Consider the following 11,274-nt stretch of genomic DNA (forward strand, 5'->3'; position numbering starts at 1 on the left):
ACGGTGTAGATCCCCAAGCCCTCCTGCATTCGTCGCAGAAGAGAAATAGGTGGCCGGATTTTACTCCGCCCGCAGCCGGACTATTCCGCCGCTACCGTGGCCGACTTTTGCACCGCCGCTCTCACCCTCACCTGATCCTCGAGGGCCATGTCGTAGTCAGGCAGCATCTTCTGTGTCCTCCACGCTTCGCGCATCGATGGGAACGCGAATGATGTCTCTTGCCACAACCACTCCTCGCTGAACGGCGTAACATTCCACGAGATGGTTCCCTCTGAAGTTTGTCGTCTCCTTGCATTCTCCTCGGCCGTGATCCCGTACGATCTGGCCGCGGATCATATCGCGACGCTCAGCTTCATCACCACAATTTAAGACCTTCCAATACAGCTCAACGCCATCAGGCACATCTGCTGCATCTGCGATGAAAAAACGGAGGCTCTTTTTCGGCAGAAGGATACCATGGCCTTCCAGTAGACTGCGGAGCATCCCCGGACGGAAGCCGTCCTGCGTCACCTCACAGTTGATGCGCAGGTGGTAACGGACATCTACGGGGAAATTGTCTTCAATAAATTCTTCAGTATTCCGGAACACATGATCGAAAGCAGCAGTTTCGCCCGCCGCGCTCTTTGCCGGTGCTGGATAGGCATTCCCGAACACATCGCGCCACTTCTGGCGTTCATTCGTCTGACCGCTTGCCTCAATCGCCTTGAGGCACAAGTCGTACGCATTCTTTGCCTTTCGCTCGAACCGTTTCTTGACGCTTACCCGTTGCCGGCTGCCAAGAGCAGCATACTCAGATTGCTTCGGTTGGTCTGCCAAGAACTTGAAAAAATCACGGCACATGTAGTCGTAATAGTAGTGACTCCTCATGTCGTACTCATCAGTTGACTCGAGAAAGTTGTACGCCAGCGTGTCGATCAGAAGGCCACCCATGGCGACACCATGCTTGTTCTTCCAAGCTCGTGCCATCTTGCACAAGCGACGGAGGTTTCGGTTCTTTCGCGCGTTGGCTTCTCTCATTTCATCGAGTTCAGCCTGCGGCTTGCTGATTTTCCACGATCCGCCGCTTGCCGTATCGGGATATTTGAAGCTCCCATCGGTCAGCTTGAAGGCGGGCATCACTTCGATGTGGAAGTCCTTGTAAAGCACGCTGATAACGAGACGATCTACTTTGACGGTTGTAGAGGGGTATCGCCTTTTGATCGCATCTTTAGCGTCACGCAGGAGCGAGTATTGCCCTCCATTCTTGTAGGTATCCCACTTCGCCGCGGGAATGGTGTAAATCATGTCTAGGTCGGAGATTCCCTTGATCGCAGTCCACCGACCGTATGAGCCGACTTGAAGGCTGTTCGCGGACTTCGACTCTGTGTCGCGGAATTCCTTGTTCAAGGCTGCGGTAACTTCCCCGTACCGCAAGGCAATTGTGTCCGCGTTGTCGATCTTAATGCTGTCGAGGAAAGTCTTGAAGTCGTTCGCAATACCCATATCGCCTCACTCTGCCGTCGACCCCCATTGGGCCTAAGATCGATTCATTCTATTTTCTAAATAATCGCCAAACTACTTTTCCCGGACGGTAGTGTTCGGATTTGCCTTGCCATGCTTCGCAGTAACGAACCAACCACTGATAGCGCTACGATGGCTCCCGCCGGTCGATCCGCTCTTTCCCTGCGCTTCCTTGAGGGTCGTCCTCGGGTGGGACTTCCCATGCGCTGTCGTTACGTAGAGGCCTGACTTCGCACTTCGGTAGATTCCCCCGCCTTTGCTTTTCCCTGCCATCGATCTGATCCTTTTCATTGCGTTCTGGAAATTTTGGACTAAAAGTAAATCTGAGTACGCATCTAGACTGTGTAGATGGAGACTCTATAATGCGTCAAGTCCAAATGTGGACTACAGGAGGATCAATGCAACTACATCCAAGTTCTGCGCCCGAAAACGGCGCGGGAACGATTAGGATTCCAGCAGTTATGGATGCATTTTCAAGGCTAGCTGAGGACTGGGATCTCTCAACCGACGAACAAATCACGCTTCTTGGTTCACCAGGGCGCTCCACATTCTTCAAATGGAAGAAGTCCGGCGGCAATCTCCCACACGATACGATTGAACGCATTTCTCATCTGCTGGGCATTTACAAATCGCTGCAGATCGTTCTTCCCGACCCAGAAGCTGCCGATGCGTGGGTCAAACGACCGAATGCGTTTTTTGGTGATCGCAGCGCGCGCGAGGTGATGCTCGACGGTCAGGTGGTCGACATTTATAAAGTGCGAGAATACCTTGATGCACAACGTGGTGGATGAACTTAGGATCAAAGAGATCGACGACGTCTTCTTCGTGTTGATCCCATCACGGTTCCCGCCTGTGCCACTCTACCGGCGAATCGCGGGGGGCTATGACGATGACATCGCAGTCATCGCCGAACTTCATAATCCACGGCTGAAAGAGAAGCAGCGAATCTTGGGGCAAGCAGACGTCGCGGTCAACGAGACTTCCCCTCGTTTTCAGAATTGGAATCATGCGCCCTTCGCGTATTCGAACCCAGAAGGCAGCTGGTTCTTTGATCGATTCCTGCGCTGTCTGGAAATGTCGCGAGACAAGCAGACCGCTCTGGCAGTCTCTGTCGCAAAAAGAGAGCGATTTCTTCAACGAACTTCCGAAGCCCCTATCGGTTTGGACATGAGAATGTTGAGCAGAAATGTGTGCGGTACGTTCCTAGACGCTCAATCTTTGCCCGCTACAACTCCTCTCGAAGAACGGCGCAGGCTTGGGGTCGAGCTTATGGCTCGTGCGAAGAAAGACGGACTCGCTGGCGTGCTGTTCCGGTCGATTGAGCGACCGATCGGTACCCGAATTTGCGTATTGGACGGCAACGTGCTCGATCGTGCGATTCAAGGAGAGCACTTCAGGTATGCTTGGGACGGTCATCGGGTGTCGTCTCTCTATGCCTTCAATAAATCTGGCGACGATGAAGACAACCTGATCGATCCCCGTGATCTCAGTGGGGACATAGATATTCTGGCGGCTTAAGTGCCTTCCTCAACACTTAAGGCGACCAATTGTTAGCAGAATCGTTGCGTGGCGCGGTCTGACCTTTGCGGCACAAGAGCAGCTGGGCCGACGGCTTCAGGTGTAATGAGCACCTTGGCTGCTTTTGCTTCCTCGTGAAGATCGGTTTGCACCCACAGCGAATGATCGTTTTCTGCCGAAAGCGTTCTCGGTCATGGACTTTCAGTCCAGCTCGGAGCCCATTTAACTCTTCTGCGGGCTCTGCTTGCCATGTCGGTTGATCCACGGCGTCAACTTTGGCATTACCCCTGACATCTCGACGTCACGCAACATCCCACCCGCAACCAACCCCTCTCGCACCCAATCCAACGCCTTCCACCAATCCTCATAGCCGCGCCGAGCGAAGGCGATCTGTTCCGGATGCGGCCGCCAGGTGACGGGACAGGCCCGCACTTCGATTGTACGCCATTTGCCGCTGACCAGTACTCTTTCGGTGCCGACGACGACGCTGACGGCACGATCGCCATGGCGGTTGCGCTTCATATCAACCGGCACGCAGCGTGGCACGACGCTAGGCATCCAGTTTGGCGTGATTCCCGCGCGCGCCATTTCAGCCACGCTGATCGTCATCCGAATGCCGCCGAGGCTGTCAGGCATCCCCGCGACGGTGGCGGCGATCACCTCGGCATCCGCATGTGTGTAACTGCCCATTTTGTGCTGACCACCGTCCACTTTGCAGCCCAGCGCTGCGCGTTGCAGCAGGATATATTCGAGACCAAATCCATAGCCTTCCTCGGTCACATCCTTTGGTGGGGGCAGTTCCAGTTGCGCTTTTTCCACCCGAAACGCCCATTCCAGCGCTGCCTGCACGCCCAGCGCGCGTTTCACCTTCGTGCCGCCGTTGCGGCCAATCCGTCCCTGCATGCTCATGGCCGCAATCCCTCAAATAGGTTCATCTGGGCTGGGCCCTCCGGCCCGTCTGTCGGCCGCCAAATCCACGGGCCCGAGGCCATGGGCTGCTGCGAGAGCGCGCCACGCATGTGCTGCTGCCAGTGGGTGAACTCCATTGCCGAGCAGGCGCAGAGCGCGTGCCCGATGGGCCAGCCCATCAGCCAGCCGACGAAGATCGGATTGAGCCGCCGCCGTGCCCGCGCTTTCAGGATCCGCCGCGAGACGACGCGCCCATGCGAGGCAATCATTGAAGCCCACAGCAGGCGCGAGATCGGGGTGTGCGGCGAGGACCGCCGCCCATGCGCCATGATCACCGGGTCCGGGTGGGTGAAGCCCTGTTCCGCCCGGTAATGCAGGATATCCATCCGGCTTTTGCCATCGGCGCGGATGATGCTGGCTTCGCTCGATCCCTTCCAGTTCTGCGCCGCCGGTGTTGGCCACTGGATCGCCTGCGCCGACAGCTTGGGTTCGCCCCGGCTGTTGATCTTGCCGTGCAGCCGGTCCATCTGGTCGTCCGCCACGGGCGTCTGCCATTGTGCCGCTTGCGCTGGCAGGGGTGGTGTCCCGCCCGAGCCATAGCTCTGGCCAGGCCCGCCCTTCGCGCCATCCGTGGCCTTCGGTGTCGACCAGTTGCGGATGCCCAGCGCCAGTGCTTCCGCCTTGCGGGTGAAGTCGCTGTTCCCAGCCGGGTTGTAGCTGGCGGTGCCGGGATGCAGGCTCATCGGTGTAGGCCAGGATGAAGATGCGGAGCCGCTGGTGCGGCGCGCCGACTTCTGCCGCGCTGAACAGGCCCGCCGCAGGCATATAGCCCATGTCCCAAAGCTCTCGCAGGACGGTCTCAAGGCCGAGGCTGACGTGCCCGGCAACGTTTTCGAGGAAGACCCATTCGGGACGGCATTCCCGGATGACGCGGGCGACCTCGGGCCAGAGGTGCCGGGGGTCATCGACCCCGCCGCGCTTTCCGGCCGCGCTAAAGGGCTGGCAGGGATATCCGGCGAGGATCGTGTCGAATGCACCGCGGAAGGGCCCTGCATCGAAGCTGCGCAGATCCTCCCAGATCGGTGCTGGGGCGAAATATCCGGCGCGCTGGGCGGCGATGAGCACAGTTCTGGGCCAGTCCTCCCATTCGACAAAGGCGCGTGTGTGATAGCCGGGTTCGGCCAGCATGAGGCCCAGATCCAAGCCTCCGCCGCCTGAGCAGAGGGACAGTCCGTGTCGGGGACGTGATACCAAGCCATTCACCGCACCCCCCGCATTCTGAGGCGTTCGGGTGTGACGAGGCCCCGCACCAGCATCAGGTCGCGGATGCTGTTGTTGATCGCGCTGACGGGCAGGAAGCCATCAGCGTTAACCATCTTTGCGTAGAACGCCGCCTTCTCGTCGGCGCTGAGCCGGGGAGGATCCACGCGATTGCGCCGCCGCTTGGACTTTTGGCTCTTGGCGTTCGCAATGGTCGCCTGCGCATCGCGCTGGGCTGTCCGTTCCATGAACCGGTCGAGGGCTTTGGGCCCATCGGGCGGACTGGGATGATCTGATCTGGTCTCGGTGGCAGTCTCGATGATCCGCTTCTGTGACAGGCCGAGGTCATCGATCCAGCGGCGAACATGCGTTCTGGCTGGCCAACCTTGCCACCATGCGGGCAGGGTGGCATTGGCGGCAAAGCCCAGAGCCGTCAGCAGCTCTGCAAAGAACCGATCAAAATCGGCATCGCGCGCTTGCGCATCCTCCTCCTCCTTTACAGGTTTACTTAAGGGTTCTCTTACAAGGTTAGTGTCCGGATTTCGGACACGGCTTTGGCCATTTTCCGGACACGGCTGGGGGCAAAATCCGGACACGGCTTCTGCGTCGATCCCGTGTCCTGAATTCGGACACGGATCAGGCTCTGGGAGGGTATCCGGGCCGCAACCGTCTGCAACAGCGGGGTTTTCCCTGAGGGCGCTCTCCCCGTGTCCGATTTCCGGACACGGAACCACTTCAGCCGGTGTGAAGCCTGTCTCGAAGCACAGGATGTAGCGGGTTGGCAGCTGGCGCTTGGTTACTGGATCGATGCGCGGTACGCGGCGCAACAGGCCTGCCGCCTCAAGCTGGCCAATATGATCGTTCAGGGTCGAGCGGCTGATTTCGCAATCATGCGCAAGCCTGTTCTGCGAGGGGAAACAGCCGTAGTCTGGGTTGAACCGGTCGCAGAGATGCCAAAGCACGATCTTGGTGGTGGGTTTCAGCCCGCGCTGCTTTATGGCCCAGTTGGTGGCTTCATGGCTCATGGCGCTGCCCTCCGGGTGGGCGGCGCAATGCGCGTGGTAAAACCGTGGTCGGCCAGAGCGCCCAGCGCGTCGTCGAGGCTGCGCACCAGTGTCCACCCGAACCCCTGCGCCAGCATGGCATCGCGAAACACTTCCTGTGCGGGGCTGAGCCGCCCCTTGAGGGACTTCAGCTCGAGGAACAGCACGCGCCTATCGCAGAGCACGATGAGATCGGCAAAGCCTGAATGGACGCCCATGCCCACCAGGATCGCCTGGCGTCTTGCGCCGCGGGGGCCAGCCTCGGTCACCTCATTGGCGCAGTGATGGACGATGGCAGTGCGGGGCAGGGCAAAGTACAGGGCCTGAACCACAGCGCGCTGCAGATCGGCCTCGGGTGTGCCGCGGCGCTTCATTGTCCCGCCTCCCGCTCGGACCGCTCGACATGGCGCTGACGCATGGGTCGCCGCGCGTCGATCACGAACAGGAGCGCCCGGGCGTCACGACGCTCCGTGTCGCTTTTGCCGTGGGTGACCAGAACGTTGCAGGCGAGGCGGACGAGGTGGTCAGAGTGACGGGCGACATTGGCGATGACAGCGCGGGCCTCCACCAAACGCTGGGCAGGCCAGGTTCCAGCTGTACGGGGCAAGTTGAATGTGCGGGCGTCATGCAGGGTCATCGGCGGCCTCCCGCACGCTTGCGACGCGGGGCGCTGGTTTCCTGTTCCTCCAGCCAGTCCAGCACAGCGCTGCGTCGGTAGTAGATCTTGCGCCCTGCCCGGATGCAGGGCGGCCCCGAGCGTGCCGTGTCCCAGCGGCGCAACGTGTCCTCAGACACCCCGAGCTGATGGGCGAGTTCCGTGCGGCTGATCCAGCCGCTCATCAAGGTGCTGGGCATCGGCTTGCCTGTGGATGCGCCGATAAGTTCCTGCATGTCGCGTCTCCAGAATTACGACCCGGATGCGGGTCTTTGCTGGTGACTACTCAGACATATGTCTCGGGGTGGCAGGGAGGCACGGGGTGGCACGAAACCCGTCCCCCCCGTGCCACCCCTTGTTTTATTGACATTTTGGCGGTCGCACTGGCCAAGGTCATCCATCGCGCTGCGTTGCGGCAATTCCGCGCTCGTTGGCATTCGGCGGCATTCGGCTGCAAACAGCGGCAAATCCCCGCATTTACAGGGGATTCGCGTGCATTCGGCTGCAAACTGGGGGTGGCAACCGGCAAAAGAGCGTGCCACCCCAGTGTTTATTGGGAATTTACAGCCTGACGCCCCTTTGCAGCTGCGTCGACGGCACCGAATGCGCAGTCTTCATGTCGATCAACCCAATCTCACTTGCGCCAAGCGTGGGGAAAAACGCTGGAATCTCAATAAACACAGGGGTGGCACGCAGTTCGTCTCCGTCGTGCCACCCCGTGCCTCCCTGCCACCCTCAGCGCCATGCTTAGTTTGATATCAGGCCGGAACTACGCGTCATGACAGGGCCAGGAGAGAGGTTTTTGCATGGTTGACCGACAGAAGCTGAGCGAGAAGGTGCTTCGCGACGCCGAGCCCGCCGAGGGGCGGGATTATCAGATTTTCGACACCGAGGTGCGCGGCTTTGCCGTGTGCATATACCGCGGCGGTGGACGGGCTTTTACGCTCGATTATCGCTACGCCGGGCGGCAGCGCCGCATGACCTTTGCACGCTGGCCGGAATGGGGCGTGACGGCCGCACGGGAGCGTGCCAAAGCACTGCGCCGCGAGATCGATGCGGGCGGCGACCCGCTGGCGACCCGTGACGCGAAGCGCGAGGCGCCGCGCGTCAGCGATCTGGTCAAGCGTTATGTCGATATGCATCTGCCGCATCTGGCGGCCCTGAACGCCGCTGATCAGCGCTCGATGATGGAGAAGTTCATTGATCCGACTTGGGGCACAATGCTGGTGACCGAGATCTCGTCCTACGATGTCGAGCTGCTTCTGAACAACGTCGCCGAGGGACGCGCACGACCGTCAAAGCAAAAGCCCAACAACCGGGCCCGTAAACTGAAGGGTGCCAAGCCCACACCTGTCCGCGCCAACCGTGTCGGCGAGGTTGTTCGCAAGATGTTCGCCTATGCGGTCAAATGGGGATGGCGTGACGACAACCCCGCGACGGGGTTTCGCCGCCGGATGGAAACGCCGCGCGAGCGATATCTCTCACACGAGGAAATCGCATGCCTGGCGACGGCGCTGGATGCGGCAGAGGATGACCGCGCCGCCGGGATCATTCGGCTCTGCATGTTGACCGGTGCCCGGGTGGGGGAGGTCCGACAAGCGCGGTTCGAGGATTTTAACCTCGAGCATCTGAGCTGGACCAAGCCCGCCACGACCACCAAGCAGCGTCGTGTCCACCGCGTGCCGATCTCGGACGAGGCGGCGGCCATCGTGCGCCAGCGTCGCCTCGCGGTGATCAAGGGATCCCCATGGCTCTTTCCCGGCGATGTCCCCAGCCAGCCGCTGCTGGAGGTGCGCCGCTTTTGGGCGCGCATCCAGAAAGAGGTGGGCATCGAAGATGTTCGGATCCACGACCTGCGCCACACCTTCGCCTCGCTGCTGGTCAGTGGTGGCGCCTCGCTCGAGATGATCGGTAAGCTTTTGGGTCACAGCCAGATGCAGACTACCCAGCGCTATGCACATTTGATGGATTCGCCGCTGCGTGCGGGCGTCGATGCCGTGGCCAGCGCCTTCAAGCCGAAGCCACGGCTGGTTCACGACGCAGATCGGCCCGCTGCAACGGCCAGCCCGCTATCGCGGACTGGCCTGCGCTTTGGGGCGAAACATCTCACCGTTTCGGGTTCTTGAACTTCACGGCTTTGAGGATCGGGGCCAATCGCCGCCGGATCGAACGCTCGTCTGGAAATTCCCCGGTTTCCGACTGCGCGGCGAACCAGTCCTGTAACTCCCTGATCCATTCAGCTTGGGATTTGGGCAAGCCCTCTTCGAACACCCGGCGCGTGATCTCGACATTCATCCCGGTCCAGTCGTAATCCCCATCATCGCTCAGCCCGGCGCCTTCTGCGACACGACCGAAGAGATTGTTGGTATCCTCAAAACGCTGCACTTCCTGGCCGAGGATCATCAGATCGCCGATCGAGACCAGGACGCCCTCCTCGGGGGCGGTGATATAGTGCCAGTCTTCCCCTTCGAGTTGCCGCACGCGCCGCAAATGCGCTTCTTGCGGACCAGTCCCACAACGCCGGAACATCGGCAGGATATCTGCGGGTTCGATCTGCACCAGCCCAGCGATGCGCACGTCGTCACATGCGATGGGCGGAATGCCCGTGACGAACTTAAGCATCCCCATCGCGGCCCAGCCCGCAATATCGGAAACCGTGCACCCCCAGCGTGCAGCGGTTTCGTGAACAGGATAAAAGACACGTTGTGGCAGGCCCATACTCAAATTCTCCTTCAAGGACCGCCGACCAGATCGAGCAGAGCCTGGCAGCGGGTGTTAAGCTTCTGGCGTCTTTGCGGATCGGCGAAATCACTGAAACAACGTGATTTTTGATTCGCATTGGCGTAAGACATGTTTAATCTCCCTATGGGGTAAGTTGCTTACCCCTTGCACAATCAGGGGGAGAAAATTCACCATGTCATTCGCCAAGGCGCAGGACCTGTTCCGGCTGGCCGAAATGGCCAAGGCGCGCTACCGCGGCGTGACCTTGCGCGACATCATGGAAGAGTTCGCCGTCAATGAGCGGACGGCCCGACGCATGGCACGTGCGCTCGAGGACGTGTTCCCGAGGATTGATGTTGTCACGGATGACGAGCGCCGCCGCTGGTGGTCCCTGCGCGAGGTCGATTACATCCGCCACCGTGGGTTTCGCGACAGTGAAATTGCCGCGCTGGATCTGGCGATCCGCAGGGCCGAGCGGGACGGGGCTGCGAACGAGGTCAAATCTCTGACCGAGATGCGCGACCGGCTCCTGGCGTCCGCGTTGCCTCCACAGGCGCGTTCGGCCGAAGTAAGTTCCGAGGTCATGCTCGAGGCGAATGGGTTCGCGTGCCGCCCCGGGCCAGCGAGCCCGGCATCACCGCATTATCTGAAGCTATTGTTCGAGGCTTTCATCGCGCCGATGTCGATCCGCATCACTTACCGAAGCGCCCGCGATGACGCACCCCGCGAGCGGGTTGTGGAACCCTACGGCGTCATCCTTGGCACCCGGCACTACCTTGTGGCGCGAGATACGACGCCGGAGCGGCGACTTCGTCAGTATCGGTTTGACCGGATCAGCAATATGGCTGTGACGGGGCAGGGCTTTGTGCGCGATCCGGACTTCTGCATCAACGCCCACTGCGCCCAGTCTTTTGGGTCGTTCTTTTCTGAAGCGGAGCACGGTCCCGTCCGCTGGCGCTTCGCGCCCAGCGCGGCGCCCGTGGCGCGCGACTTCCGGTTCCATCCAAACCAGATAATGACGGACATGCCGGACGGCAGCCTGCTGGTTGAATTCAGCGCAAGTGGATGGGTGGAGATGGCTTGGCACCTGGTCTCGTGGGGCAGGGCGGTCGCAGTTCTGGATCCGCCAGAACTGCGTCTCATTTTGGAGAGCGTGCGACGTGGGGTCGTTGATGTCTTGCCGTGATGGTCATTTTCGATGTCCCGACATTGGCAAGCCATACGCGAAGGACGGAGAGCCGACCTTCGCTGCGCTTGAAAGAAGGCTTGAACAAACCATAGAAGCAGACATTCATGAGCGATCATGGTTTCCTTTAACTACGGGTGCTGACTATTGCGGCTCAATTGGGAAGTCGGGCATAACACTTGAGTAGCGAAGGTTGTGGCGAGTTCCGGGAGGGCAGCAAGATTTCTGATTCAAGCCCGAGATCGACGGGACCTGCAGGCCCGCAATTCGAAGCCAAAGTCGGCACCCATTATGCCCTAGCCATACTGGCAAACACCGAGCCCTTCGGACTACCGGGCGCGATTGTCGATCGGATTGAGAGCGGCGGTGCAAAAGTCGGCCACGGTAGCGGCGGAATAGTCCGGCTGCGGGCGGAGTAAAATCCGGCCACCTATTTCTCTTCTGCGACGAATGCAGGAGGGCTTGGGGATCTACACCGTGGA

General features: G+C 60.1%; 12 protein-coding genes and 1 pseudogene. 4 read left to right on the plus strand and 9 right to left on the minus strand.

The genetic code is table 11. The annotated features are described in order from the left end of the window. Window positions 1-156: 156 nt before the first annotated feature. Window positions 157-1,482 carry an SMODS domain-containing nucleotidyltransferase gene (locus AX760_RS23810; protein WP_071835501.1) on the minus strand — a complete coding sequence of 442 codons (1,326 nt, stop codon included), beginning with the start codon at window positions 1,480-1,482 and terminating at the stop codon, window positions 157-159. 416 nt (window positions 1,483-1,898) lie between these two features. On the opposite strand from AX760_RS23810, the gene AX760_RS23820 reads away from it, so the two are divergent. Next, entirely contained in the window at window positions 1,899-2,291 is a 393-nt protein-coding gene (locus AX760_RS23820) for an MbcA/ParS/Xre antitoxin family protein (protein ID WP_071835503.1), read from the plus strand. After that, the gene (locus AX760_RS23825; protein ID WP_071835504.1) at window positions 2,272-3,018 is read left to right on the plus strand and encodes an RES family NAD+ phosphorylase; all 747 of its coding nucleotides are present in this window, start codon (window positions 2,272-2,274) and stop codon (window positions 3,016-3,018) included. The genes AX760_RS23820 and AX760_RS23825 overlap by 20 nt, the downstream gene beginning before the upstream one ends. Window positions 3,019-3,240: 222 nt before the next feature. Here AX760_RS23825 and AX760_RS23830 read toward each other — a convergent pair whose 3' ends face one another. The 7 genes and pseudogenes from AX760_RS23830 to AX760_RS23860 form a co-directional block, all read right to left on the minus strand. Then, entirely contained in the window at window positions 3,241-3,927 is a 687-nt protein-coding gene (locus AX760_RS23830; RefSeq protein WP_071835505.1) for a hypothetical protein, read from the minus strand. Then, on the minus strand, window positions 3,924-4,670 hold the full coding sequence (locus tag AX760_RS27840) for a DNA methyltransferase (protein WP_071835506.1): 747 nt from the start codon (window positions 4,668-4,670) through the stop codon (window positions 3,924-3,926). Before AX760_RS27840 ends, AX760_RS23830 begins: the two co-directional genes overlap by 4 nt. A 52-nt stretch (window positions 4,671-4,722) precedes the next feature. After that, window positions 4,723-5,115 (minus strand): annotated as a pseudogene (locus AX760_RS28245) (DNA cytosine methyltransferase); the annotation flags it as partial. A 71-nt stretch (window positions 5,116-5,186) separates the two neighbouring features. Continuing rightward, on the minus strand, window positions 5,187-6,212 hold the full coding sequence (locus AX760_RS23845; RefSeq protein WP_071835507.1) for a helix-turn-helix domain-containing protein: 1,026 nt from the start codon (window positions 6,210-6,212) through the stop codon (window positions 5,187-5,189). Continuing rightward, window positions 6,209-6,604, minus strand: a complete 396-nt coding sequence (locus tag AX760_RS23850; RefSeq protein ID WP_071835508.1) for a VRR-NUC domain-containing protein — start codon at window positions 6,602-6,604, stop codon at window positions 6,209-6,211. The genes AX760_RS23845 and AX760_RS23850 overlap by 4 nt, the downstream gene beginning before the upstream one ends. Next, on the minus strand, window positions 6,601-6,867 hold the full coding sequence (locus AX760_RS23855) for a hypothetical protein (RefSeq protein WP_071835509.1): 267 nt from the start codon (window positions 6,865-6,867) through the stop codon (window positions 6,601-6,603). Before AX760_RS23855 ends, AX760_RS23850 begins: the two co-directional genes overlap by 4 nt. Continuing rightward, complete coding sequence (locus tag AX760_RS23860; RefSeq protein WP_071835510.1) at window positions 6,864-7,121, minus strand: helix-turn-helix domain-containing protein; 258 nt, start codon at window positions 7,119-7,121, stop codon at window positions 6,864-6,866. The genes AX760_RS23855 and AX760_RS23860 overlap by 4 nt, the downstream gene beginning before the upstream one ends. Before the next feature lie 570 nt (window positions 7,122-7,691). On the opposite strand from AX760_RS23860, the gene AX760_RS23865 reads away from it, so the two are divergent. Next, window positions 7,692-9,011 carry a tyrosine-type recombinase/integrase gene (locus AX760_RS23865; protein WP_071835511.1) on the plus strand — a complete coding sequence of 440 codons (1,320 nt, stop codon included), beginning with the start codon at window positions 7,692-7,694 and terminating at the stop codon, window positions 9,009-9,011. Here the strand turns inward: AX760_RS23865 and AX760_RS23870 are convergent. Further along, window positions 8,992-9,603: a hypothetical protein gene (locus AX760_RS23870; protein WP_071835512.1), complete on the minus strand. Its 612-nt coding sequence runs from the start codon at window positions 9,601-9,603 to the stop codon at window positions 8,992-8,994. The genes AX760_RS23865 and AX760_RS23870 overlap by 20 nt on opposite strands. Window positions 9,604-9,799: 196 nt before the next feature. Between AX760_RS23870 and AX760_RS23875 the strand changes: the two genes are divergently transcribed. Beyond that, entirely contained in the window at window positions 9,800-10,792 is a 993-nt protein-coding gene (locus AX760_RS23875; RefSeq protein WP_071835513.1) for a helix-turn-helix transcriptional regulator, read from the plus strand. The last annotated feature ends 482 nt before the right edge of the window (window positions 10,793-11,274 follow it).

Origin of the sequence: Pararhizobium antarcticum, assembly GCF_001885585.1 — a bacterium.
GTDB classification, from domain to species: domain Bacteria; phylum Pseudomonadota; class Alphaproteobacteria; order Rhizobiales; family Rhizobiaceae; genus Pararhizobium; species Pararhizobium antarcticum.